Genomic DNA, 24,734 nt, shown 5'->3' on the forward strand with positions numbered 1-24,734 from the left:
CGGTGCGGCTGGTGTCGATGTGGCCGGTGTCGATGCGGCTCGGGTCGGTGCGGCTGGTGCCGGTGTCACCGCTGTCAGTGCCGCCGGTGCGGCCGGTGTCGTTACCGCCGGTGCGGTCGACGGGAGGCCCGCCGGCTCTGGCGGGGTCCCCGGCGGCGCCCGCCGTCACCGGGGCCACCTCCCGTCGCCCCGGTCCGCCGGCAGCCGACTGCCGGCCGCGGCGAGCGCCGCGTCGGCCGCGGCGTGGCCGCTGCGCACGGCCCCCTCCATGGTCGCGGGCCAGCCGGTGGCCGTCCACGCGCCGGCCAGCAGCAGGCCGGGGACGTCGGTACGGGCCGACGGGCGCAGCAGCGCGCTGCCGGGCGCCGGGTCGAAGGTGGCGGTGCGCTCGCGGGTGACGAAGAAGTCCAGCACCTCGGCCCCGGCGGCGGCCGGGAGCAGCCGGGCCAGCTCCGGCAGGTACCGGCGGCGCAGCTCGGCGACCGGCAGGTCGATCTCGTCCTGGACGGCGGACTGCGAGAGCGCCAGGTACTGGGCGCCGGGGTGGGCCCGGCCGAGCCCGGTGCCGGCCAGGCCGGAGTGCGCGGTGCGGTCGAAGACCCACTGCACCGGGGAGCCGAGGGCGGCGAAGAACGGCCGACGCAGCACCTTGCGGTCGTAGACCACGTGCACGTTGAGGATCGGCGCGGTGCCGAAGTCGGCCAGCCGGTCCTGGCCGGGGAGGGCGTTCGGGGGCAGCAGGGCGGCCGCGCTGTCCTGGGCGCCGGCCAGCACGACGGTCTCGGCGGGGAGCGGCTCCGCGCCGCCTTCCAGATGGACGGCGTGCTGGGGCACCGCCGGCTTGAGCTCCGTCACGCGGGCGCGCAGCAGTACCTTCACGCCGGCGCGTTCCAGCTCGGCGAGCGCCCGGTCGTGGTGGATCACGCCGAGCGGGACGGCGGCCATGCCGATGTCGGAGGCGCCCGGGTCGGAGAGCAGGCCGGTCTTGAAGACCATCGCCGCCAGCGCCAGCGACACCTGGTCGGCCCGGGCGTTCAGGGTGGCGACGCCGACCAGGTCCCAGAGGGCGGCGAGGGTGTTCGCGTTCTGCCCGTTGCGGCGCAGCCACTCGCCGAAGGAGATCTCGTCCAGTGCCGGGTCGGCGAGGTCCAGGCCCTGGAGCGCCAGCGCGCCGCGGACCACCCGGGCGCGGTCGGCCGGCCCGAGGTGCGGGTAGCGCGCGAGGCTGCCGGCCAGGTGCAGCGGAACGGGCAGGCCGGCCCGGCGCAGCCGCCCGAGGGTGCGCACCGGGGCCGCGTCCGGCCCGGCGACGGAGAGCACCGGAACGTCCAGCCGGTCCTGTACGTGGACCAGCCGGGCGGCGCCGAGCCGCTCCAGCAGGCCGCGGTAGGCGGTGCAGCAGCGCAGGTAGACGTGCTGGCCGTTGTCGACGGTCAGCTCGCCGCGCTGGAAGGAGAACGCCAGCCCGCCGAGCCTGGGCCGCCCCTCGACCAGCGTGACCCGGTGGTCGGCCTCGGCCAGCCGCAGCGCGGCGGTGATCCCGGCCAGGCCGCCGCCGACCACCACGGCGGCCGGGCGCGCGGCATCGGCTCGCCCGGTCATCGACCCTCCCCCTCGCGATTGCTGGACCGCCCTGCGGCGGTCGCTCCGGCCGGCACGCTCGTGACCGGCCCGGTCCTGGTCAACACTGCTCTGCCCGCTTGTGATTCCCCGCTGACACAGCGTGACAGAACTGCGGTGAGAATCAAGAACGCCCCCCGGCGAGCCCGGAAAGCGCGACGTACGCCTTCTCCCAGCCCGGCAGCGAGACCCGGCCGCGCAGGACGGACTCGGGGTCGGCGGCGATCCGGCCGAGCAGCCGGTGGTAGATCCCCGCCATCGCGGCGGTGCAGGCCCGGCTTCGGCGGTCGAGCATCGGCAGCAGCCGCAGGCCCTCCTCGAAGGCGGCCTGGGCGCGGGCGGCCTCGAAGGCCACCAGGCCGGTGAAGTCGGCGCCGACCGGCGGCCTGGGCAGCGCGAAGCCCTGCTCGCAGCCGAACCGGGCCAGGTCCTCGGCGGGCAGGTAGGTACGGCCGTTCAGGGCGTCCTCGCGCAGGTCGCGCAGGATGTTGGTGAGCTGCAGGGCCAGGCCCAGGGTGTCCGCGTAGCCCGCGCCGCGCTCGGGGTCGTCGCAGCCGTACACGCCGAGCGAGAGCCGGCCGACCGAGCCGGCCACGCAGCGGCAGTAGACCTTCAGTTCCTCGTAGGTCTGGTACTCGGCGCCCTTGAGGTCCATCTCGACGCCGTCGATCAGTTCGTCGAAGCCGCCGAGCGGGATCGGGAAGCGCCGGGCCGCGTCGGCCAGGGCGACCTTGATCGGGTCGGTGTCGTCCTCGGCGACCACCCCGGCGCGGACCTCGTCCACCAGTTCCCGGGTGCGCACCAGCGTCTCGGCCTTGCGGTCGGACGGAAGGTCCCCGTCGCCGATGTCGTCGACCCGGCGGGCCAGGGCGTAGAGGGCCGACATGGCCAGCCGCTTGGGTTCGGGCAGCAACCGGATGCCGTAGCTGAAGTTGCGCGCCTGAAGTCCGGTGACTGCCTCGCAGTACCGGTACGCCGCCATGACCTGGGCCGACGCCAGTGGTGATGCCGCCACTCGGGCGTTCACCTTCCCTTCGCGAAGATTGCCGCCGCCTTCGCTGCGAGGCGGCGCTTGTTCGGCTTCGCCTGCTGCGCGAGCACGTCGTACCCGGCGTCCTCGATGGCCGCCAGGGCCGCGTACCCGCCGGCGGTGAATCCCGCCAGGAGCAGTCGAAGCCTCCCCCGAACCGTACCTACCAATGGCGCGCCGCGGTCGAGCAGGGTGCGGGCCCGCTGCACCTCGAAGGCGATCAGCTCGCGCACCGGGCCGCTGGCGGTGGGGGCGGCGAGGTCCGCCTCGGTGACGCCGAACCGGGCGAGGTCCTCGGCGGGGAGGTAGATCCGCCCGTGGGCGAGGTCCTCGGCGACGTCCTGAAGGTGTTCGACCACCTGGAGGGCGCTGCAGATCGCGTCGGACAGCTCGATCCGCTCGGGGGTGGCGACGCCGGCGATGGCCAGCACCAGGCGGCCGACCGGGTCGGCGGAGAGGGTGCAGTAGCCGATCAGGTCGTCGTAGCCGGCGTAGCGGGTGGTGGTCTGGTCCACCCGGTTGGCCTCGATCAGGCGGCGGAACGGCTCCGGGGTGAGCCCGTGCCGGTCGACCAGCGGCACGAGGCTGCGCAGCAGCGGGTGGCGGGGGCCCTCGGAGGCTCCCGGGTGGAGCGCCGCCTCGAAGACCCGGTCGAGATCGCGCTCCAGTCCGTCCAGCAGTGCGAGGCGGAAGGCGACCTCCTGCGGACTCGGCGGGCCGGACTGGGCCGAAGGGGTGGCGGGGGGCGTGGCCTCGACCCCGAGCAGGGCGGCGGTGGCGGCCGGATCGGCCAGGTCGCCGTCGCCGGCGTCGTCGACCAGCCGGGCGTAGCCGTAGACGGCCATCAGGTCGTCGCGCCAGGCCGCGGGCAGGAAGAACGGGGCGACCGGGAAGTTCTCCGCGCCCGCCTTGTCCAGGGTCTCCCCCGCGGAGCGGTTCACCGACGTATCTCTGGGCTGGGCCGAAGCCGACACTGCTGTCACTCCCCCGTTCTACACCGCTGGGCATCACCGGCCCGACTCGGACACGCGTCCGAGCGGGGGCGCCACCTCCGGCACACCGCCCCCGCGCATACAGCCTGACACCACGGGGCGCGCCGGAGAAGAGCGCCCCGCCCGGCGCACGGGGGCGCTCACCCCCGCGGCGGCGGGCCACCCGGGGCACCGACGGGGGCGCACGAACAGGGGGCCGGCCCCGGAAATCCCCGGAACCGGCCCCCTGGACGGCTTGTTATTACGGGCGCTCGCCGCGCTCGTAGCGGCCGACGACCTCTTCGGTCGGGCCGTCCATGATCAGCTCGCCGGCCTCGATCCAGATCGTCCGCTCGCAGACCTCGCGGATCGAGCTGTTGTCGTGGCTGACCAGGAAGACCGTACCGGCGGACTTGCGCAGTTCGTCGATCCGCTTCTTGCTGCGCTGCTGGAACGCCTGGTCGCCGGTGGCCAGCGCCTCGTCGATCAGCAGCACGTCGTGGGTCTTCGCGGCGGCGATGGCGAAGCGCAGGCGGGCACCCATGCCGGAGGAGTACGTGCGCATCGGCAGCGAGATGAAGTCGCCCTTCTCGTTGATGCCGGAGAACTCGACGATGTCCTCGTAGCGGCTGCGCACGTCGGCCGGCGCCATGCCCATCGCCAGGCAGCCGAGGATGACGTTGCGCTCACCGGTGAGCTCGTTCATCAGCGCCGCGTTCACGCCCAGCAGCGAGGGCTGGCCGTTGGTGTAGATGCCGCCCTTCTCGGTCGGCAGCAGGCCCGCGATGGCAGCCAGCATGGTCGACTTGCCGGAGCCGTTGGAGCCGATCAGGCCGATCGCCTCGCCCTTGTAGGCGGTGAAGCTGACGCCGCGCACGGCGTGCACCTCGCGCACGCCCGCGGAGCGCTTGCGGCTGATGATGCGGCTCATCGCCGAGGTGGCGCTGCCCTTGCCGGAGCCGGCGCCGTGCACCCGGTAGACGATGTGCACGTCGTCGACGACGACGGTGGGCTCGCGGGCGACGTCCGCGTCCCGGACGGTGTCCAGCTTGCTCAGTTCGACGTCAGCCACGGCCGTACTCCTCCTCGGCCTTCCAGAAGAAGACGTATCCGATCACGAACATCACGACCGCCCACCCAATGCCGTAGGTCCACTGGTGGAGCGGGAGTTCCTGGTGCTGGGGCTGGTGCTTGTTGTAGATGATCGGCGCGAAGGCGTGCCGCAGCAGGTCCATGTAGACCGAGGCCGGGTTGAGGGCCATCAGCGTCTGGATGTACTTGGGCCACTCCTGGATCTTGTCCTGGATGCTGAACATCACGCCGGACAGGAACATCCAGGCCCGCATCACGAAGGGGATCAGCTGGGAGATGTCGCTGGTCTTGGAGCCGAGCCGCGCCATGACCAGGGCGATGCCCGTGTTGAACATCATCTGCAGCACCAGGGCCGGGATGATCAGCAGCCAGGTCCGGCCCGGCTTGATGCCGCTGACCAGCACGGTGCCGACCAGCACCACCATCGAGATCAGCAGCTGCTGGAGCTGGATCACGGTGAACGCGATCGGCAGCGAGGCCCGGGGGAAGTGCAGCGCGCGGATCAGCCCGAGGTTGTCGGCGATCGCCCGGGTGCCGGACTGCACCGCGTTCTGGGTGAACTGGAAGACGAAGACACCGATGCAGAGCCAGGCGATGTAGGTGTCCGGCGGGAAGTTGTCCTTGCTCTTCAGGATCACACCGAAGACCAGGTAGAACACCGCGCAGTTCAGCAGCGGCGTCACTACCTGCCACAGCTGGCCGAGCTTGGCGTCGGTGTACTGGGCCACCAGGCGGGCGGTGGCGAAGGCCCAGATGAAGTGGCGCCGGGCCCAGAGCTGCTTGGTGTAGGCAATCAGGCCGGGCCGCCTGCCGCTCACGGCCAGGCCGTACTTGTCCGCAAGCTGCTTGGGGGTCAGGCCCGCGTCCACCCCCCTGGGGGATGAGAGGCTGACGGGTTCACTCACTGTCGACACATTCGTCCTTCACGCGGGATCGGTCGGGGCGGCCGGTCGACGGGGGTCCGCCGGCCTTGCGCCGATGGGGATCCACTGGATCACGGGGAGAGTCCGGCCGGTGTGTGGTCACCGGCCGCAGCGATCGATCATTCGATCAGATGACCGGTGGCCGGCCCAGCCTGGTCAATCGCCAAACGGTACGCCATCGCATGGGCCGCCGCGGACCGCAGGGTTCGCGCCAGCCCGCCCGGAACCCGCCCCACCAGGCCTTCAGCGCCTCCGAGGAGGGGCGGCGGGCCAGGGTCAGCAGGAACCAGGTTCCCAGATAGAGAGGCACCAACAGGGCCGGAAGGTTCCGTCTGGCGAGCCAAACCCTGTTACGGGCAATGTTGTGGAAGTAGGTGGCGTGCCGGGCGGGCGAGGTCGTCGGGTGGTGCAGCACCACGTCCGCGCGGTAGTCGATGGCCCAGCCGGCGTCCGCCGCGCGCCACGCGAGGTCGGTCTCCTCGTGGGCGTAGAAGAACTCCGCGGGCAGCTGCCCGGCCTGCTCGAACACCGCGCAGCGCACGGCGGTCGCGCCGCCCAGGAAGGTGGTCACCCGGGACGAGCGCAGCGGGTCGCTGGCGCGCAGCCGGGGGACGTGCCGACGCTGGGTCACGCCGGTGTCGGGGTCGGCGATCCGGAAGGCCACGATGCCCAGCTCCGGGTCGGCGGTGAAGGCCTCGCGCAGCAGGCGGGCCGAGTCGGTGCGCGGCAGGTGCCCGTCGTCGTCCAGGAAGAGGACGGCGTCCACGTCCCGGCCGTCGCGGCCGAACAGCTCGATGCCGACGTTGCGCCCGCCCGGGATGCCGAGGTTCTCCGGCAGCTCGACGCTGCGCACGCCCTCCGGCAGCGGCGGCAGCTCGGCGCCCTGGCCCACCACGGCCAGCTCGACCGCCGCGCCCTCCTGGGCGCGCACCGAGTCGATCAGGGCGGCCAGTTCCTCGGGGCGGTTGCCCATGGTGATGATGACGGCTCCGAGGCGGAAGCTCTCCGCGCTGGTCGGGGCGCTCATCGCAGCCTGCTGGAGAGGACGATGCTCAGCAGGTGCAGCACGGTCTGCAGCATGGCGATCGCCGCCAGCGCCACCACCGCGATCCGGGTGAAGAACAGCCCGCCGTGGACGGCGTCGGCGATCCCGGCCGCGAGGATCAGCAGCGAGGCCTCGACCGCGCCGACCAGGCGGTGGAACTTCAGGAAGGAGGCCGCCCGGCGGGCCTTGGCCACCGAGGACGAGCGCGGCACCGCGGCGCTGTCCTCGACCGCCGTCAGGCCGCTGCGGGCCCGGGCCACGTCCACCAGGTCCGTCTCGGACTTGATCAGGATCGCGCCGAGCGCGGCCAGCGTGCCCAGGAACGCCCACTCCCAGTGCGAGCCGCCGCCCTCGCGGTGCAGCAGGTCGGTGGCGCGCAGGCCCAGCCCGGTGAGCAGGGCCGCCTCGGACATGTAGTGGCCGACCCGGTCCAGGTAGACGCCGGTGAGCGAGGTCTGCCGGCGCCAGCGGGCCACCTCGCCGTCCACGCAGTCCAGCAGCAGGTAGACCTGGATCAGCAGGGCCCCCAGGACCGCGCCCGCGATGCCCGGTACGACCAGCGCGACGCCGGCCAGGACGCCGGTGAACATCATCAGGTACGTCAGGCCGTTCGGCGTGATCGCCGTCACGGTGGAGAGCACGCGGGTGATCCGCAGCGAGATCCGCCGCATGTACAGGCGCCCGGCCCAGTGCTCGGCGCTGCGGCGCTGGAGCATGCCCTCCGGGTGGATCACCGCGCGCAGTTCCTCGATCGAGGGCCGGCGGGTCAGGTCCACCGGGGGCTGCTCGGCGCCCGTGGTGGAGGGGTCAGCTGTTGACGGCTTGGACATAGTCGGCGTACGCGTCCCTGATTGCTGAGGGGGAGAGGTCGAGGTGCTCAAGGATGGTGAAGCGCCCCGGGCGGGTGTTCGGAGCGTAGTGCACCGCATCGGTGAACTCCGCCTCGGTGAAACCGATCTGAGCTGCGGTCACCGGCAGTCCATGGCTCGCCAGGCGCTCCACGATCAGACCGGTCAGCTCGCGCTCGCCCCGCAGGAAGCTGGCGAACGCGGCGCCGAGGCCGACCTGTTCGCCGTGCTGGGCGGAACGCTTGGGGTACAGCACGTCCAGAGCATGCGAGATCTCGTGGCAGGCACCCGAGGAAGGCCGGGTGCTGCCCGCGATGTTCATCGCGATGCCGGACAGTACCAGGGCTTCCGCGAGGGCCGTGAGGAGGTCCTGATCCTGAGTGTTACCTGGGTGCCGCAGCAGGTTCTCGCCGGCCGAGCGGGCCATCGCCACGGCCAGTCCGTCCACCGGCTCGCCGGTGACCGCGTGCGACAACTCCCAGTCCGCGCAGGCGGAGATGTTGGAGACCACGTCGCCGATGCCGGCTGCCACGAAGCGCGGCGGGGCCTGCCGGATCACGTCCAGGTCGACGATGATGCCGATCGGGCTGGGCACCCCGTAGGAGCCGCGGCCGGCGTCGTTGTCGAGCGTGGAGACCGGCGAACAGATGCCGTCGTGGGCCAGGTTGGTGGCGACCGCGACCAGCGGCAGGCCGACCCGGGCGGCGGCGTACTTGGCGGCGTCGATGATCTTGCCACCGCCGAGGCCGACCATCGCGTCGTAGTGCCCGCCGCGCACCGACTCGGCCAGGCGCACCGCGCTGTCCAGGCTGCCGTCGTCGACGTTGTACCAGTCGGCGCCGGGCAGGGCCGGCTCCAGGCGCCGGCGCATCGCCGCGCCAGAGCCGTTGCTGATCGCCACCGCGATCCGGCCCGAGGCGGACAGCCGCTGGTCGGCGAGGATGCCGCCGAGCGCGTCCAGCGCGCCCGGGCGGACCTCGACGAACAGCGGCGACGGAACCAGCCGGGTCAGTACTGGCACGCGATCTCCCGCGCCTTCGCCAGGTCGTCGTGGTTGTCGACCTCGACCCAGGAGACCTCGCCGATCGGCTGCACGTCGATCCGCAGGCCGCGGTTGACCATCTCCTGGTAGCCGTCCTCGTAGTACAGCTGCGGGTCGCGCTCGTAGGTGGCGCGCAGCGCGTCGGTCAGGTCGGCGGCGGCGGCGGGGTTGATCACGGTGACGCCGATGTACTCGCCGGTGGCCTCGGTGGGGTCCATCAGCTTGGTGATGCGGCGCATGCCGGCGGCCGGGTCGACGACGACCTTCATCTCCTCGTCGGCGAGCTTCTTCACCGTGTCGAGGGCCAGCAGGATGCCGGGGGCGGTGCCGGCCTCGACGAGGCGCTGGTTGCCCTCCAGCATGGTGCGCTGCACGGACGACGGGTGCACGGTGTCGCCGTTGGCCAGCAGCAGGCCCTCGGCGAAGAGCTCGCGGGCGCACCAGAGCGAGTACGCGTTGTTCCACTCCTCGGCCTTGTCGTTCTCGACCAGGTGGAGCTTGACGCCGTACTTGCTCTCCAGGGCGTCCTTGCGGTCGTACACCGCTTCCTTGCGGTAGCCGACGACGATCGCGGCCTCGCGGATACCGACCTCGGCGAAGTTGCCGAGGGTGAGGTCCAGCACGGTCCGCTCCCCGTCGACCGGCACCAGCGCCTTGGGCAGGGTGTCGGTGTACGGGCGCAGCCGGCGGCCGGCGCCGGCTGCCAGAACGAGGCCGATCATGCGGGGTCTCCTGATCCGTCGTGCGGTGCGCGGGGCGGTGCGCGCGGGGTGCCGGGGCACCGGCTTTCCGTCCGGCCGGGCCGCGAATCGGCGCGCCGGTGCCGCCGCGAGTGCGGGCACCGTGCCGTAAGCGATGGTAGGCGACCCGGGCGGCCGACCCGAACGCGGCCGGGGGCCGCGAGGTGACGGGAGGGTGGCGAAGCGGTGATCGAACGCGGGGTCGAGGCGATGATCGAACGAGGGGGCGAAGCGGTGATCGAACGCGACTCGAACGAATGCCGAACAATTCTGCTATTCCGATGACCCTTCCGGGAGCGACTTGGACCCATCTGTGCCCGGAATCGACCTGCGGACGGTCATGATCCGCCCGGTTGTGCGTGGGACCCGTCCCCACCGCCACCCATACGGCAGACTGGAGCCCGACGCCGGCGCCGGTGCCCCCGCTGCGTCCGCTGCACCCGGTGTACCGGACGTACCCCGATGCTTCCGTTGCTCCCCCCTCCCGAAAGAGGCCCCATGCCCCAGAGCCTGCCGACCAACCCGACACACTTCGACTCCGAGATCGACACCGGTCTCGACGTCGAGACGGACGTGACGGTCGCCCCGGGGGCCTCGACCGGGACCGCCGGCGCCGGTCCCGAGATCCTGCTGGAACTGGTCGACGACGAGGGCGTCACCACCGGCACCGCCGAGAAGCACTGGGCACACCAGCAGCCCGGCCGGCTGCACCGCGCGTTCTCGGTCTTCCTCTTCGACCGCCAGGGGCGGCTGCTGCTCCAGCGGCGGGCACTCGGCAAGTACCACTCCCCCGGCGTCTGGTCGAACACCTGCTGCGGCCACCCGTACCCGGACGAGCCGCCGTTCGTCGCCGCCGCCCGCCGCACCGCCGAGGAGCTCGGCATCGCGCCGGCGCTGCTCTGCGAGGCGGGTACGGTCCGTTACGACCTGCCGGACGAGGCCACCGGGCTGATCGAGCGGGAGTGGAACCACCTGTTCGTCGGGCTGGTGACCGCGCCCGTCGAGCCCAACCCCGACGAGGTGGACGACTACGCCTTCGTGACCGCGCAGGAACTGCGGGAGCTGCGCGCCGAGCGGCCGTTCTCGGTGTGGTTCGAGACGGTCTTCGAGGCGGCGCTGCCGGGGATCCGGGAGATCGCCGGGCGGGACTGGTAGGCGGGCGGGACCGGTCTGCGGGCCCGCGGCGCTCAGTCGTCGGTCTCCGGGGGGACGGGCAGCGAGGCCCAGATGACCTTGCCGCCCTCCCCCGTCCGCTCCACGTCGCACACCCCGCCGGCCTGCAACGTCACGCTCTTCACCAGCAGCAGGCCGCGGCCACCGGTCCGCCCGGTGTCGCTCTCCAGCGCCTTCGGCCGGTACGGGTCACCGTCCTCGACCGACACCCGGACCCAGCCCCGGCGGACCGCCAGCTCGGTCGTCACCTCCGGCGACAGCTTCGCCGCGTGCGTCACCGCGTTGCTCACCAGCTCCGAGACGATCAGCAGCACGTCGTCCACCAGCTCCTGGTAGCGCACCCCGGCCATCCCCTGGGCCAGCAGGCGGTCACGGACCGCGTGCCGGGTCAGCGGCACCGAGGCCTCCTCGGCCGGCACCGGGAAGCGCCACACGCCCTCGACCGGTCCGGCGGGTGCGCGTTCCGGCCCGGTGCGTTCCGGCCCGGTCCGTCTTGGCTCGGCGGGTACGCGCTCCGCTCCGGCGCGTCTCGGCTCGGCCTTCGCCGCCCCGCTGATCTGCTCCACGTCCAGCCGCCCTTCGTCCGCGACCCGGGAGTGTCCGCGACCCGGGAATCAGGCGTTCCGCTCATGGCGCCCTCGATCCACAGAGGCTAGGAGAGGCACCGCCGGGACCGTGGCACCGTCGACAACTTGCCCGTGTCGGACCGCTTCCGGCCGGAACGGACCGCGGCCGCCGCCGGGGTCGACCGTTTCCTTCGCGCTCGCCACCGCTTCGGCCGGGGTTCGCGCACCGTGGCGACCCATCCCAGCCAGCCCGACCACCCCGACCGACCCGGACATCCCCCCACCCGGGGAAACGCAGGTGAGAAGCACTCCAGAACCCTGGTAATGTTCTCTCTGTCGCCGAGGGGGCGAGAAAAACCCCGAAGCACACACCCTGTCCGGGTGGCGGAATGGCAGACGCGCTAGCTTGAGGTGCTAGTGCCCTTTATCGGGCGTGGGGGTTCAAGTCCCCCCTCGGACACAACCGAATTCCCCGTGGGATCCGAAAGGAACCCGCGGGGAATTTCTTTTTCCCGGCGCGCCGTCGCCATCCACGGGTTCTCTCGAGTTCTCGCAGGTCCTCTCGGGTTCTCCGTGCGGACCGGGTGGCCGCTGCGGCGCCCGCGACCCCCGCAACCGCTGTGACCCAGGCGACTTCTGCGGCTGTCGTGACCCGGAAAGCGGACACGAGATGGCAACGATCGGACAGTTTGAGCTTCCCTTGAGGTATTCGCCCGTTTTGGCCCCATAGGCTGTCTCCGTTTGTCCGGAAACCAGCGTAAAAACCACGACACCACCCGATGAAACCCCGAGCGAGAGGACCGATACGTTGAGTGAGCCAGAGTCTCCGACGGCATCACATCAGAACTACCGGCGATCGCTCGGCACCATCAGCCTCACCGCCGTGGGGCTCGGATCGATCATCGGATCCGGGTGGCTGTTCGGCGCCGAGCGCGCCGCCCGGCTGGCCGGCCCCGCGTCGATCCTGGCCTGGGTGATCGGGGCCGCCGTGGCACTGACCATCGCGCTCACCTACAGCGAGCTCGGGTCGATGTTCCCCAAGGCCGGCGGCATGGTCCGGTACGGCCAGTACTCGCACGGCTCGCTGGCCGGCTACCTCGCCGCCTGGGCCAACTGGATCGCCATCGTCTCGGTCATCCCCGGCGAGGCCACCGCCTCCGTCCAGTACATGAGCTCCTGGCACTTCGGCTGGGCACAGGGGCTGTACAACGGCAAGGAACTCACCCTGAGCGGGGTGGCACTGGCCAGCGTGCTGCTGGTCGGCTACTTCATCCTCAACTGGTTCGCCATCACGATGTTCGCCAAGACCAACACGGCGATCACCGTCTTCAAGGTCATCGTCCCGACCCTGACCGCCGGCGCGCTGCTGTTCGCCCACTTCGACACCGCCCACTTCACCGACCACGGCGGCTTCGCGCCGAACGGCTGGAGCGCCGTGTTCACCGCCGTCGCGGTGTCCGGCATCGTCTGGGCCTTCAACGGCTTCCAGTCCCCGCTCAACCTGGCCGGCGAGGCCCGCAACCCCGGCAAGTCGCTGCCCAAGGCCGTCATCGGCTCGATCCTGATCGCCCTGGTGATCTACGTCGCGCTGCAGATCGCCTTCATCGGTGCCATCCCGGCCGCCGACCTGTCGCACGGCTGGAGCAGCCTCGCCTACACCTCGCCGCTCGCCGACCTCGCGATGGTCTGGGGCCTCAACTGGCTCGCCCTGCTGCTGTACGCGGACGCCTTCGTCTCCCCCAGCGGCACCGGCATGATCTACGCCGCCACCACCTCGCGCATGATCCACGGCGTGCAGGAGAACGGCCACCTGCCGAAGATCTTCGGCAAGGTCGACGCCAAGACCGGCATCCCGCGCCCGGCCCTGGTGCTCAACCTGGTGGTCGCCTTCCTGTTCCTCGCGGTCTTCCGCGGCTGGGGCTCGCTGGCCGAGATCGTCTCGGTCGCCACCGTGATCTCGTACGTCACCGGCCCGGTCGCCGTGATGGCCCTGCGCCGCCTCGCGCCGGACCTGCCCCGGCCGGTCCGGCTGCGGGCCATGCCGATCATCGCGCCCGTGGCGATGGTGTTCGGCTCGCTGGTCCTGTACTGGGCCCGCTGGCCGCTCACCGGCAAGGTCATCCTGCTGATGGCCGCCGGTCTACCGATCTGGGCCTGGTACGAGCTGCGCAAGCCGTGGGCCGAGCTGAAGCCGCACCTGAAGGCGGGCGCCTGGATGGTCGCGTACCTGTTCGTGATGGCCGGCGTCTCCTGGGCCGGCAGCACCGACTTCGGCGGCCAGGGCTACCTGCCCGAGGGCTGGGACCTGCTGGTCGTCGCGGCCATCGCGCTGGCCTTCTACTACTGGGGCGTCGCCAGCGCCTGGGCCAACCCGTCCCTGGCCGCCGTCCGGCGCGAGCTGGCCGAGGAGGCCGCGGCCGCCGAGGGCTCCGACGGTTCTGCGGGCTCCGGCCAGGAGCCGCGGGAGGCCTCGCGGGCCTGAGGGAGCGCACAACGCCGAAGGGCCGGTCGAGTTCGTCGACCGGCCCTTCGGCGTTGGCGGGGCGGGACAGGGCGGGGCCGGGTGTCGGGTGACAGTCGGACCCGTCGGCCGTCGGGGGCGGCCGTCAGCCGCGGCGGGCGCGGCGGATGACGGAGGTGACGACCGGGGGCAGCAGGTCGCGGGCGGCGCGCTTGGCGACATTGGCCGGGCGGCGCAGTTCGGCGGCGCGGGCCCGGCGGGCGGCGAGGTCGCGGGCGGCCTCCTCCTGGACCGCCCGGCGGGACTGCGAGGCCTCGTCCCGGGCCGCCTCCGCGGCCAGCCGCCGGTGGTGGCGGGAGGGGCGGAACGCGCCGATCCCGTCCGAATCGCCGGTCATCCGGAGCACCTGCTGCCCGTTCAAGGTCTCGGAGCTGAGGTAACAGCCTGCGGCGAGGTCCACCCGGTCGAGCAGATCACGCTGGAACGGCTCCGGATCCCCCCAGGTGCCGTAGAACTTGCACTCGGTCAACATGATCGGCTTGAGCCCGTGGTTGAAGACCGCGCCCCAGGTCGCGGCGGCCACGCCCGGGGTGTGCTGCGAGCGGTAGTCGTCCAGGACGACGACACCCTGGTCCTGAAGCGCGACCCGGGCCACCTGGAGGTCGCCCACGACGTGCTCGTACAGGTGCGAGGCGTCGATGTGGATGAAGCGGAACGTGCCCGCCGCGATCCGCCCGCCGGCCAGGGCGGAGGTCGGGGCCTGGATTATCTCCGGCAGTTCCTCGTGGAAGGCGAGGTAGTTGACCTCGAAGGCCGAGCGGGTCAGCGACTTCCGGTAGGAGGTGTCCATCTCGGCCGCGTTCTCGTCGTCCGGCGCGTCCGAGTCGAAGAGGTCACAGACGGTGAAGGACTCGCCGGGCTGGAGGTGCTCGCCGATCACGATCGCGCTGCGGCCCAGGTACGCGCCCATCTCCAGCAGGTCGCCGGTGACCCCGGTCTTCTCCTGCCGTCCCATGAACCAGTCGAACGAGTGCCGGTCATGGTCCCAGAACCAGCCCGGAACGTCCTCCAGCACGGCTGGTTCGGCAGGCCGCTGCGACTCGTCCTTCAACGCGGCATCGGTCACGGGATGCTCCTTATGCGGTACGGATGACCTGCGGATTTAAGCCAGACCTCAGCCCGGTGGAAACCCCCGCCCGACCGTGGGACGCGCTGGTCCCGGACCATGTGCACCACTACGAACCACTGGCAACAGTAGTGCTTCACCGCTGAGTTCGCTGCAATCTACAGCGGTGCCCACAGGCGTGAGGAGCTTTTCGCGCAATGATTTTCTCGGACCGTCGTTTCGCTGTCGGAGGGTGAACGCGGAGCCTTCGGGACGGTTCGTCCGGTGTCCCGCGACGGTGGACCACAGTCGGCCGGCCGAGCTGGCCGTGGGACCGGCGGCCGCCCGTGCGGCGCGGCCGGCCGCGCCGCGCGCGGATCGTCAACTGGACGTCCTGCGGCGGGCGGTGGAGCTGACGGCGGTGGCAGAGGCGGTGACGGGGCCGGTGACGGGGCCGGTGACGGGCGGCCGCCCGGTGCCGTGGCCGCGCGAGGCCCTTGAGCGGTCGGACGAGCGGGGCGCGGGCGCGGGGACCGAGCCGTTCGACGAGTACACCGCACGGTTCGCCCCGGGGTAACCCGCCGGCCCACCGGACCGGATTGGCTCTTGCGCGCGGCCGACCGGGCCGCCTTGACTGGCCCTTTGACTAGCGCTGTTGGTCAATCGGCCGACCGGATGAGAGGACACTCGGTGCAGCAGCACGCGGAGTACGGCGACCAGTACATCGACGGCGCCTGGCGGCCCTCCCTGGACGACGCCGGGTCGATCGAGGTGCTGAACCCGGCGACCGAGCAGGTGCTCGCCACCGTGCCGGCCGGCGGGCCGGCCGACGTCGACGCCGCGGTCGCCGCGGCCCGCCGGGCGGCCCGCGGCTGGGCGACGACCGCCCGCGCGGACCGGCTCGCCCTGCTGACCCGGCTGCGGGACAAAATCGCCGCCGCGCAGGAGGAGATCACCGCCACCGTGGTCGCCGAACTCGGCGCCCCGGTCGGCTTCGCCGCCGCCGTGCACGCCGGAGCGCCACTGACTGTGGCGACCTCCTACCTGACGCTGCTCGCCGAGCACCCCTTCGAGGAGCGGATCGGCAACTCGGTGGTGCTCGCCGAGCCCGCCGGGGTGGTCGCGGCGATCACGCCGTGGAACTACCCGCTGCACCAGATCGTCGCCAAGGTCGTCCCGGCCCTGGCGGCCGGCTGCCCGGTGGTCCTCAAGCCCGCCGAGGACACCCCGCTGGTGGCCCGGCTGTTCGCCCGGCTGGTGCACGAAGCGGGCTTCCCCGCAGGCGCGTTCAACCTGGTCACCGGCACGGGCGCGGTGGCGGGTGCGGCACTCGCCGCCCATCCGGGCGTGGACGTGGTCTCGTTCACCGGATCCACCGCCGTCGGCCGGCAGGTCGCCGAGACGGCCGGCCGGGGTCTGAAGCGGGTCGCCCTGGAACTCGGCGGCAAGTCCGCCAACGTGGTGCTGCCGGGCGCGGACCTGACCCGGGCGGTCAACGTCAACATCGCCAACGTGTTCGCCAACTCGGGCCAGACGTGCAGCGCGTGGACCCGCCTGCTGGTGCACCAGGACCAGTACGAGGAGGCCGTCGCGACGGCCGCGAAGGCCGCCGCCAAGTACGCCCCGGGCGATCCGACCGACCCGCAGACCCGGATCGGCCCGCTGGTCAACGCCAAGCAGCTGGCCCGGGTACGCGGTTACGTCGAGGGCGCGCTCGCCGCGGGCGCCCGGCTGGTCGTCGGCGGCGCGGAGCCCGTCCCGGGCCTGCCCACCGGCTTCTACGTCCACCCGACCGTGCTCGCCGACGTCACGGGGGACATGGCGATCGCCCGGGAGGAGGTGTTCGGACCCGTCCTGGTGGTCCTCCCCTACCGGGACGAGGACCACGCCGCCGAACTCGCCAACGACACCGAGTACGGCCTGGCCGGCGGAGTCTGGGCCGCGGACACCGACACCGCCGCCGCCTTCGCCCGCCGCCTCGACACCGGCCAGGTCGACCTCAACGGCGGCCGCTTCAACCCGCTCGCCCCGTTCGGCGGCTACAAGAGCTCCGGCCTCGGCCGCGAACTGGGCCGCCACGGGCTGGAGGAGTTCCTCCAGTACAAGTCGCTGCAGTACTGACCTCGGTACCGAGCGGGGTGCCGGCCTCGGCGCCGGCTCCGGGCCCGCCGCAAGTGGGGCGGCGGGCCCGGGGGTTCGGGCATCGAGGGCGGTTGGACGGGGCCGGTCAGGTGAGGTCGGTCAGGCGGGGCCGGTCAGGTGCGGCCGGTCAGGTGAGGTCGACGCCCGGGTAGAGGGGGAAGGGGGCGAGGAGGTCGGTGGCGCGCTTGGCGACGCCGTCGCGCACGGCGTCGTCGAGGCGGTACTGGGCCTTGGAGGGGGCGCCGCCCGCGGTGGTGGTCGGAGTGGTGGCGCGCAGGACGGTGTCGATCAGGGCGGCGATCTCGTCCATCTCGGCGGTGCCGAGGCCGCGGGTGGTGAGGGCCGGGGTGCCGAGGCGCACGCCCGAGGTGTACCAGGCGCCGTTCGGGTCCTGCGGGACGGAGTTGCGGTTGGTGACGACGCCCGAGTCCAGCAGCGCAGCCTCCGCCTGACGGCCCGTCAGGCCGTAGCCGGAGACGTCGGCGAGGACGAGGTGGTTGTCGGTGCCGCCGGTGACCAGCCGGCCGCCGCGGCGCAGCAGGCCCTCGGCGAGCGCCCGGGCGTTGTCCACGACGGCGTGGGCGTAGGTCTGGAACTCGGGTCGGCGGGCCTCGGCGAAGGCGACCGCCTTGGCGGCCATGACGTGCGAGAGCGGTCCGCCGAGCACCAACGGGCAGCCGCGGTCGACGTGTTCGGCCAGTTCGGTGTCGCACAGCACCATGCCGCCGCGCGGGCCGCGCAGCGACTTGTGGGTGGTCGTGGTGACGATCTGGGCGTGCTGGACGGGGTCGTGGTCGCCGGTCAGCACCTTGCCCGCGACGAGGCCGGCGAAGTGCGCCATGTCGACCATGAGGGTCGCGCCGACCTCGTCCGCGATCTCGCGCATCCGCCGGAAGTCGACCAGTCGAGGGTAGGCGGAGTAGCCGGCGACCAGGATCAGCGGGCGGAACTCCCGGGCGGTCTCGCGCAGCGCGTCGTAGTCGATCAGGCCGGTGGCCGGGTCGGTGCCGTAGCTGCGCTGGTCGAACATCTTGCCCGAGATGTTGGGTCGGAAGCCGTGGGTGAGGTGGCCCCCGGCGTCCAGGGACATGCCGAGCATCCGCTGGTTGCCGAGCGACTGGCGCAGCTGCGCCCAGTCCTGCTCGGTGAGGTCGTTGACGCCCCGGACCTTGGCCCGCTCCAGCGCCGGGCTCTCCACCCGCTGGGAGAGGACGGCCCAGAAGGCGGTGAGGTTGGCGTCGATGCCGGAGTGCGGCTGGACGTAGGCGTGGTCGGCGCCGAACAGGGCGCGGGCGTGCTCGGCGGCGATGGTCTCGACGGTGTCGACATTGCGGCAGCCCGCGTAGAAGCGCCGGCCCGCGGTGCCCTCGGCGTACTTGTCGCTGAGCCAGTTGCCCATGGCGAGCAGGACGGCCGGGGAGGCGTAGTTCTCGCTGGCGATCAGCTTGAGCGAGGCGCGCTGGTCCTCCAGCTCCTGGCCGATGGCGGCGGCGATCCGCGGCTCCACGCCGGCGACCACGTCGAGGGCGCTGCGGAAGGCGGTGTCGGCGGCCGCGCCGGCGGCGGTGTGCGGGGCCTGAGCGGCCTCAACGGCATGAGGGGTGTGCGGGGTGGCCAAGGCGGTCTCCTCGTGGTGCACGGACGAGTACGGACGGCCCAGGCGCTCGGCAACTGTCGTGCGGGTGCACGGAGCCGCTTCCCGATGGTCGGTTCCATCCGTGCGCGCCAGTCGCGGCTCCCCGGGATCGTACCAATGCCCGGGGGGATGTGGCGGAGATCTCAGGATTCGGGACAGCGTGCCCGTTTCATCCCTCGATGTCCGTTCTTCTGCAACGCCGGTATTGCGGCGCAATGACGCCGAATGAAGCCGCAATACGCGCCGAAACAATGCCGGGGAAAACCGCCGGAGGTGATTTGCGGACCTCCCCGCGCATCCGGTCTGATGGCGCTCGAACGGCCGACGGGAAACCCCCGGGGGCCGGTTCGGAAATGCACACCAGCGCACCCTCACCCACAGGGCGGCGGAGAATTCGGGGAGTACGCCTCTCATGGCCGTGGTCGAAACAGCAGCGGGCACCGTCCCCGCACCCGCCGCGCCGAGGCTGCTCGGCCGACTCCTGCGCGACCGGGTCGGCGCCGCCGCCCTCGCCGTCGTCCTGCTCTTCCTGCTGCTCGCCCTCGCCGCCCCGCTGATCGCCGCCCTGTACGGGAAGAACCCGGTCGAGCACTACGGCCAGAACTCCCCCGGCCTGCTCAGCGACAGCGGCCTGCCCGTCCTGCCGAACGGCGGCATCTCGGGCGACTTCTGGTTCGGCCTGGAGCCGGGGCTCGGCCGGGACGTCCTGACCCAGCTGCTCTACGGCATCCGCACCTCGCTGCTGATCGCCTTCGCCTCCGCCGCCGTGACCACCACGCTCGGCGTGCTGGCCGGGGTCGCGGTCGGCTACCTCGGCGGGATCGCCGACCGGCTGTTCGGCTTCCTGGCCAACGTGCTGCTGGCCTTTCCGACCCTGCTCCTGCTCCTCGCGCTGAGCCCCGTCATCCAGTCCCGGCTGGTCGATCCGGGCGCCGCGGAACCGGAGTGGATGCAGTTCCTGGTGCTGATCCTGGTCTTCTCCGCGTTCGGCTGGATTCCGCTCGCGCTTTCCCTGCGGGCCACCGTGCGGTCGCTCCGGGAAAGGGATTTCGTGCAGTCCGCCCGGGCCCAGGGCGCCGGCCGATTCCATGTCGTCGTCCACGAACTGCTGCCGAACGTCCGCTCGCAGCTGCTGGTGCACGCCACCATGGCGGTGCCGACCTTCGTCGCCTCCGAAGCGGTGCTGTCCTTCCTCGGCGTCGGCATCACGGAGCCGATCCCGGACTGGGGGCGGATGATCTCCCGCGGCTCCGAGGTCTTCCAGGCCGATCCGACCTACATGGTCTTCCCCGGTGTCGCCCTGCTGCTCTTCGTGCTCGCCTTCAACCTGCTCGGCGATGCCGTCCGGGACGCGCTGGACCCGCGCGCCGCCCGCTGAGCCCCCGTCCTCCTCCGTCCATCACCCCAAGCCCGCCCCGACCCGCCCCGACTCCCGGGGCAAGGAGAGATTCGCCATGCGCTGGACCAGACCGTCCCTCGCCGTCGTCGCCACCGCCCTGCTGGCGACCGCCTGCTCGGCCGGCGCGGGCACCGGCCCGGCGCCCGCCGGGGCGGCCGCCAAGGAGACGTCCCCGCTGACCGCCGCGCTCGGCGGCGAGAAGGAGAGCGCCGGCCCGGCCCCCGCCGTTGCCGGCGCCCGCGTGGGCGGCACCGTGAACGTGTACAACAGCGTCGAGTTCCGCCACCTCGACCCGCAGAAGGTCTACGCGGGCGCGACGTACAACGCCTCGCTGCTCTGGGGCCGCCAGCTGACGCAGTATCAGGTCGTGGACGGCAAGGCCAAGTTGGTCGGCGACCTGGCGACCGACACCGGCACCTCCGGCGACGGCGGGCGCACCTGGACGTACCGGCTCAAGGACGGCGTGGCCTGGGAGGACGGCAAGCCGATCACCTCCCAGGACGTCAAGTACGGCATCGAGCGCAGCTTCGGCAAGGGCTACGAGGTCGGCCCGCCGTACTGGCCGCAGTGGCTCACCGGCGAGGCCAGCTACGAGGCGGCGCGCGCCAAGTACGCCGGCCCGCAGGACGGCGACCTGGCCGCGATCGAGACGCCCGACGAGCACACCCTCGTCTTCCACTTCCCGCAGCCTCAGGCCGACGTCCCGTACATGGCCGCGCAGTCCTCGTCCTCGCCGGTGCGCCGGGACAAGGACACCGGGACGGACTACGACCGACAGCCGTTCGCCACCGGCCCCTACCGGATCGTCGAGCACGTCCAGAACACCCGCATGGTGCTGGAGCGCAACCCCGCCTGGAAGGCCGAGACCGACCCGATCCGCAGCCAGTACCCGGACAAGTTCGTCTTCACGTTCGGCAAGGAGGCGCTCAACATCAACCAGGAGATCCTGTCCGGGCGCGACGGCGGCGCCAGCGCCACCACCGCCTCCGACGTGCTCTCCCCCGAGCTGTACCAGACCGCCGACACCGACCCGAAGGCCAAGGACCTGGTCGTCTCCGGGCGCCAGGGCGCCTTCGTCACCCAGCTGGTGATCAACAACGAGCGGGTGCCGGACGTCGAGGTCCGCAAGGCCCTGCACCTCGGCTACCCCCGCCAGCAGGCCCGCCAGGTCCAGGGCGGCTCCCGGATCGGCGAACTCGCCAGCACGCTCAGCTCGCCGGCGCTGATCGACTGGGAGAAGTACGACCTCTACCCGGTCAAGCCCGAAGGCGACCCGGAGGCCGCCAAGGCCGCGCTCGCCAAGGCCAAGCAGGCGCCGACCAGCCTGACCTACGGGTACAAGAACACCCCGGACGGACAGCGCACCGCGCAGGTGCTGGTGGACGGCTTCGCCAAGTCGGGCATCACCATCGTGCCCAAGCCGATCGACCCCAAGGCGTTCCTGGACGAGGTGCACCGCGCCGACTCCCCGTACGACCTGTTCGAGGAGACCTCCTCCGTCGACTGGCCGACCCCGTCCACGCTGATCCCGTTCTCCTTCGACGGCCGCGCCGGCAGCGACCTCAACTCCGCGCGCTACCGCAACCCGGCGGTGGACAAGGAGATCGACCGGATCAACCAGATCGGCGAGCCGCGCGCCAAGGCCAAGGAGCTGTACGCGCTGGAGAAGACCGTGATGCAGGACGTCCCGGTGCTGCCGTTCGTCTACGCGAACGTCAACCAGGTGCGCGGCTCCAACGTCGGCGGGGCGTTCATCCACCCCATCTACGGCACGGTCAGCCTGGCGTGGCTGTACCTGAAGTCCTGACCGCCGTACCCGCCCCCGCGCCGGTCGGTGCGGGGGCGGGCCCCTGAAGTCCTGCACTCCCCGTGTGCTCCACGTAGCCCTCGCGCACGCCTCCCCGTCCCGTCGACCCCGGACCGGCCATGCTCTCCTTCGCCCTGCGGCGGACCCTCCAGGCCCTCGCCGTCCTGGTCGCGGTCTCCGCCGCCGCCTTCGCCCTCTTCTACGCCGCGCCCGCCGACCCGGCCCGCGCCGCCTGCGGCCCGCGCTGCGACAGCGGCCAAGTCGCGGCGGTGCGCCAGAGCATGGGCCTGGACCAGCCGCTGCTCACCCAGTACACCGACTACCTCACCGGGGTCGTCGCCGGGCGCGACATCAGCGACGTGGACGGCTCGGTCATCCACTGCGACGCGCCCTGCCTCGGCTACTCCTACCGGCTGCACCAGCCCGTCACCGAGGCCCTGGCCGACCACCTGCCGGTCACCTTCTCACTCACCGCCGGCGCCCTCGCCGTCCTGCTGGTGCTCGGCCTCGGCACCGGGTTCGTCTCCGCGCTGCGGCACGGCGGCCGCACCGACCGGCTGCTCTCCGGCTTCACCCTCGTCGGCGCCAGCGTGCAGATCTACTTCCTCGGATACGTCGCCCAGTGGGCACTGGTCTACTCCACCGGCCTGCTGCCACTGCCCTCCTACACCCCGCCGACCGAGGACCTCGCGGCCTGGGCGGGCGGGCTGCTGCTCCCCTGGCTCGTCCTCGGCTTCGTCAACTCCGCCGTGTTCGCCCGGCTTTCACGCTCCCAGCTGCTGGAGACGATGAACGAGGAGTACGTCCGCACGGCGCGCGGCAAGGGCCTCGGCCGGCTGCGCGCCCACCTCAAGTACACCTCGCGCGGCGCCGCCGGACCGCTGGTGCAACTGCTCGGTCTGGAGGCCGGGGTGCTGCTCGGCGGGGCGGTCATCACCGAGACGGTGTTCGGGCTGAACGGGGTCGGACGGTTCGCCGCCCAGGCGGTGTCCGGGCAGGACCTGCCCGCGGTGGTCGGCGCGGTGCTGCTGGCCGCCTGCTTCGTGGTGCTGTTCGTCGCGCTGGCCGACCTGGTGGTGGCCTGGCTCGACCCGCGAATCCGCCTGAGCTGACTGGAGCCGTTCGATGACGTCCACTGTTGAATCCGTGTCCGGGGGCGTGTCCGGAGCCGCGCCCGGAGCCGTGTCGGAGGCCGCTCCTGGGCCTGGTGCCGCGCCCTCCGCAGAGCCCGTGCTGAGCGTTCGCGATCTGACCGTCACCTTCGCCGACCCGCGCGGCGGGGCGCCCGTGACCGCCGTCCGGGGGCTCTCCTTCGACCTCGCCGCCGGTGAAGTCCTCGGCCTGGTCGGCGAGTCGGGCTCCGGCAAGTCGGCCACCGGCCTCGCCGTCCTCGGCCTGCACGACCCGCGCACCACCACCGTCACCGGCTCGATCCGGCTGGGCGGGCAGGAGTTGGTGGGCGCGACGGAGTCCACGCTGCGCCCGGTCCGGGGCGGCCGGGCCGCGCTGGTCTTCCAGGACGCGCTCACCTCGCTCAGCCCCTTCCACGGCGTCGGCGCCCAACTCGCCGAGATGTACCGGCTGCACCACCCCGGCGCCGGCCGCGCCGAGGCCCGCCGACGGGCCGCCGCGATGCTCGACCGGGTCGGCATCCCGGCCGCCCGGGTGCGCGACTTCCCGCACCAGTTCTCCGGCGGGATGCGCCAGCGGGTGATGATCGCCATGGCACTGATGAACGACCCGAAGGTGCTGATCGCCGACGAGCCCACCACCGCCCTGGACTCCCGGGTGCAGCGGCAAGTCCTCGACCTGCTCGGCGAGTTGCAGCGCGAGCACGGCACGGCGGTGCTGCTGGTCAGTCACGACCTCGGCGTGGTCGCCGGGACGACGGACCGCACGCTCGTGCTGCGCGGCGGCGTCGAGGTCGAGTCCGCGCCGACCGCCGAGCTGCTGGCCGCGCCGCGCGAACCGTACACCCGCGCACTGGTCGGGGCGGCGCTCACCCTCGACTCCGTACCCGGCTCGCCGTTGCCGACAGTTGACGATCCGTCACCCATCGCCGAATTCGCGCCCCGGACGGTCGGGCACCCCGAGCGCTGGCTCGTCGAGGTGGCGGACCTCGCCGTCCACTTCCCCGGGCGGCGCCGCCTTCCCAGCCTGCGCGCCGAGCCCGTCCGGGCGGTGGAGGGCGTAGGACTGCGGATCGCCCCCGGCGAGACGCTCGGACTGGTCGGCGAGTCCGGCTCCGGCAAGTCCACCACCGCCCGCGTCCTGGCCGGCCTCCAACAGCCCACCTCGGGAACGGTCCTGTACGACGGCCAGGACGTCACCCGCCCAAGCCGGGAGCTGCGGCGCCGGCTCAGCCGGGAGATCCAGCTGGTCTTCCAGGACCCGTACGCCTCCCTCAACCCGCGCCGCACCGTCGCCCAGACCCTCGACACCCCGCTGCGCCTGCACACCTCACTCGACGCGGCGCAGCGGCGGGAGCGCTCGGCCGAACTGCTGGACCAGGTCGGGCTGCCCGCCGCCCACCTGGACCGCTACCCGCACGAGTTCTCCGGCGGACAGCGCCAGCGGATCGGCATCGCTCGGGCCCTCGCCCCGCAGCCGCGCCTGATCATCGCGGACGAACCGGTGTCGGCCCTCGACGTCTCGGTCCAGGCGCAGGTGCTCAACCTGCTGATGGAGCTGCGCGAACGCCTCGGCGTCGCCTTCCTGTTCGTCTCGCACGACCTCGCCGTGGTGCGGCACTTCTGCGACCGGGTGGCCGTGATGCACCGGGGCCGGCTGGTCGAGTCCACCGACCGCGACCGCCTGTTCAGCGCGCCGCACACCGAGTACACCCGGGAGCTGCTGGCGGCGGTGCACTAGCGCGGGGACCGGTCCTCGCGGGGGTCGGTGGCCTCGCGGGGGTCGGTGGGGAGGAGTGCGTAGAGGTGCATGTCCCGGCGCTCGTCGTCGTACCCGGCGGAGGCGGCCGGGACGGTGGTGACCAGCGGGATGTACGGGTCGGTGCCCGCCTCCCGGACCACGGCGAGGTCGGTGAGGCGCCAGGGGCGAAGGGTGAAGGGGCCCGCGTAAAGCGTTGGCACGGTCAGGGGCGGTCGGTCCATGATCGAAGCCTGTCATGTGCG

At 72.3% G+C, this 24,734-nt stretch carries 21 protein-coding genes, 1 tRNA gene and 1 riboswitch; of the genes, 9 read left to right on the forward strand and 13 right to left on the reverse strand.

Translation table 11 applies throughout. The features are described from left to right. Positions 1-165: 165 nt before the first annotated feature. From hpnE to ACFVHI_RS23385, 9 genes are all read right to left on the reverse strand, one after another. On the reverse strand, positions 166-1,602 hold the full coding sequence (hpnE, locus tag ACFVHI_RS23345) for a hydroxysqualene dehydroxylase HpnE (RefSeq protein WP_380342298.1): 1,437 nt from the start codon (positions 1,600-1,602) through the stop codon (positions 166-168). Positions 1,603-1,744: 142 nt separating this feature from the next. Continuing rightward, a complete protein-coding gene (hpnD, locus tag ACFVHI_RS23350) occupies positions 1,745-2,602 on the reverse strand; it encodes a presqualene diphosphate synthase HpnD (protein ID WP_380342339.1) in 858 nt (285 codons plus the stop codon). A gap of 41 nt (positions 2,603-2,643) precedes the next feature. Then, positions 2,644-3,624, reverse strand: coding sequence for a squalene synthase HpnC (gene hpnC / locus ACFVHI_RS23355; protein WP_380342341.1), 981 nt, complete (start codon positions 3,622-3,624; stop codon positions 2,644-2,646). A 259-nt stretch (positions 3,625-3,883) separates the two neighbouring features. Next, positions 3,884-4,693, reverse strand: a complete 810-nt coding sequence (locus ACFVHI_RS23360; protein ID WP_063350095.1) for an ABC transporter ATP-binding protein — start codon at positions 4,691-4,693, stop codon at positions 3,884-3,886. Then, on the reverse strand, positions 4,686-5,627 hold the full coding sequence (locus ACFVHI_RS23365) for an ABC transporter permease (protein WP_063350094.1): 942 nt from the start codon (positions 5,625-5,627) through the stop codon (positions 4,686-4,688). The genes ACFVHI_RS23360 and ACFVHI_RS23365 overlap by 8 nt, the downstream gene beginning before the upstream one ends. A 136-nt stretch (positions 5,628-5,763) precedes the next feature. Then, the gene (locus ACFVHI_RS23370; RefSeq protein ID WP_063350093.1) at positions 5,764-6,663 is read right to left on the reverse strand and encodes a glycosyltransferase family 2 protein; all 900 of its coding nucleotides are present in this window, start codon (positions 6,661-6,663) and stop codon (positions 5,764-5,766) included. Next, positions 6,660-7,397: a CDP-alcohol phosphatidyltransferase family protein gene (locus tag ACFVHI_RS23375; protein WP_063351558.1), complete on the reverse strand. Its 738-nt coding sequence runs from the start codon at positions 7,395-7,397 to the stop codon at positions 6,660-6,662. Before ACFVHI_RS23375 ends, ACFVHI_RS23370 begins: the two co-directional genes overlap by 4 nt. Before the next feature lie 91 nt (positions 7,398-7,488). Beyond that, positions 7,489-8,550 carry an iron-containing alcohol dehydrogenase family protein gene (locus tag ACFVHI_RS23380; protein ID WP_063350092.1) on the reverse strand — a complete coding sequence of 354 codons (1,062 nt, stop codon included), beginning with the start codon at positions 8,548-8,550 and terminating at the stop codon, positions 7,489-7,491. Beyond that, entirely contained in the window at positions 8,538-9,293 is a 756-nt protein-coding gene (locus tag ACFVHI_RS23385) for a sugar phosphate nucleotidyltransferase (RefSeq protein WP_380342302.1), read from the reverse strand. Before ACFVHI_RS23385 ends, ACFVHI_RS23380 begins: the two co-directional genes overlap by 13 nt. Before the next feature lie 516 nt (positions 9,294-9,809). On the opposite strand from ACFVHI_RS23385, the gene idi reads away from it, so the two are divergent. After that, entirely contained in the window at positions 9,810-10,466 is a 657-nt protein-coding gene (gene idi, locus ACFVHI_RS23390) for an isopentenyl-diphosphate Delta-isomerase (protein WP_079136034.1), read from the forward strand. A gap of 32 nt (positions 10,467-10,498) precedes the next feature. Here the strand turns inward: idi and ACFVHI_RS23395 are convergent, their stop codons facing one another. Continuing rightward, positions 10,499-11,041 (reverse strand): ATP-binding protein, encoded by a 543-nt coding sequence (locus ACFVHI_RS23395; protein WP_380342345.1) that lies wholly within the window; start codon positions 11,039-11,041, stop codon positions 10,499-10,501. Between the two features lie 384 nt (positions 11,042-11,425). On the opposite strand from ACFVHI_RS23395, the gene ACFVHI_RS23400 reads away from it, so the two are divergent. Further along, a tRNA-Leu gene (locus tag ACFVHI_RS23400) sits at positions 11,426-11,510 on the forward strand. Positions 11,511-11,858: 348 nt separating this feature from the next. After that, on the forward strand, positions 11,859-13,532 hold the full coding sequence (locus tag ACFVHI_RS23405; protein WP_063350090.1) for an APC family permease: 1,674 nt from the start codon (positions 11,859-11,861) through the stop codon (positions 13,530-13,532). Between the two features lie 124 nt (positions 13,533-13,656). On the opposite strand, the gene ACFVHI_RS23410 is transcribed toward ACFVHI_RS23405, so the two are convergent. Further along, positions 13,657-14,637 carry a class I SAM-dependent methyltransferase gene (locus ACFVHI_RS23410; protein WP_244293506.1) on the reverse strand — a complete coding sequence of 327 codons (981 nt, stop codon included), beginning with the start codon at positions 14,635-14,637 and terminating at the stop codon, positions 13,657-13,659. 277 nt (positions 14,638-14,914) lie between these two features. Here ACFVHI_RS23410 and ACFVHI_RS23415 point away from each other — a divergent pair, with 277 nt between their 5' ends. Together ACFVHI_RS23415 and ACFVHI_RS23420 are read left to right on the forward strand one after the other, a co-directional pair. Continuing rightward, positions 14,915-15,193 carry a hypothetical protein gene (locus ACFVHI_RS23415; RefSeq protein ID WP_380342306.1) on the forward strand — a complete coding sequence of 93 codons (279 nt, stop codon included), beginning with the start codon at positions 14,915-14,917 and terminating at the stop codon, positions 15,191-15,193. Positions 15,194-15,306: 113 nt separating this feature from the next. Next, positions 15,307-16,737 carry an aldehyde dehydrogenase family protein gene (locus tag ACFVHI_RS23420; RefSeq protein WP_244293505.1) on the forward strand — a complete coding sequence of 477 codons (1,431 nt, stop codon included), beginning with the start codon at positions 15,307-15,309 and terminating at the stop codon, positions 16,735-16,737. A gap of 148 nt (positions 16,738-16,885) precedes the next feature. On the opposite strand, the gene ACFVHI_RS23425 is transcribed toward ACFVHI_RS23420, so the two are convergent. Then, complete coding sequence (locus ACFVHI_RS23425; RefSeq protein ID WP_380342309.1) at positions 16,886-18,376, reverse strand: glycine hydroxymethyltransferase; 1,491 nt, start codon at positions 18,374-18,376, stop codon at positions 16,886-16,888. A gap of 29 nt (positions 18,377-18,405) precedes the next feature. Then, positions 18,406-18,501, reverse strand: a riboswitch (ZMP/ZTP riboswitch). A 305-nt stretch (positions 18,502-18,806) separates the two neighbouring features. Between ACFVHI_RS23425 and ACFVHI_RS23430 the strand changes: the two genes are divergently transcribed. The 4 genes from ACFVHI_RS23430 (at position 18,807) to ACFVHI_RS23445 (ending at position 24,471) form a co-directional block, all read left to right on the forward strand. Beyond that, positions 18,807-19,772 carry an ABC transporter permease gene (locus ACFVHI_RS23430; RefSeq protein WP_063350086.1) on the forward strand — a complete coding sequence of 322 codons (966 nt, stop codon included), beginning with the start codon at positions 18,807-18,809 and terminating at the stop codon, positions 19,770-19,772. Between the two features lie 76 nt (positions 19,773-19,848). Next, entirely contained in the window at positions 19,849-21,600 is a 1,752-nt protein-coding gene (locus ACFVHI_RS23435) for an ABC transporter substrate-binding protein (protein WP_380342312.1), read from the forward strand. A 119-nt stretch (positions 21,601-21,719) separates the two neighbouring features. Then, entirely contained in the window at positions 21,720-22,712 is a 993-nt protein-coding gene (locus ACFVHI_RS23440) for an ABC transporter permease (RefSeq protein ID WP_063350084.1), read from the forward strand. Between the two features lie 118 nt (positions 22,713-22,830). Next, a complete protein-coding gene (locus ACFVHI_RS23445) occupies positions 22,831-24,471 on the forward strand; it encodes a dipeptide ABC transporter ATP-binding protein (RefSeq protein WP_380342316.1) in 1,641 nt (546 codons plus the stop codon). On the opposite strand, the gene ACFVHI_RS23450 is transcribed toward ACFVHI_RS23445, so the two are convergent. After that, positions 24,468-24,713 carry a hypothetical protein gene (locus ACFVHI_RS23450; RefSeq protein WP_063350083.1) on the reverse strand — a complete coding sequence of 82 codons (246 nt, stop codon included), beginning with the start codon at positions 24,711-24,713 and terminating at the stop codon, positions 24,468-24,470. The genes ACFVHI_RS23445 and ACFVHI_RS23450 overlap by 4 nt on opposite strands. Positions 24,714-24,734: the final 21 nt, after the last annotated feature.

This window comes from Kitasatospora sp. NPDC127121 (genome assembly GCF_042677305.1).
Taxonomy (GTDB): Bacteria; Actinomycetota; Actinomycetes; order Streptomycetales; family Streptomycetaceae; genus Kitasatospora.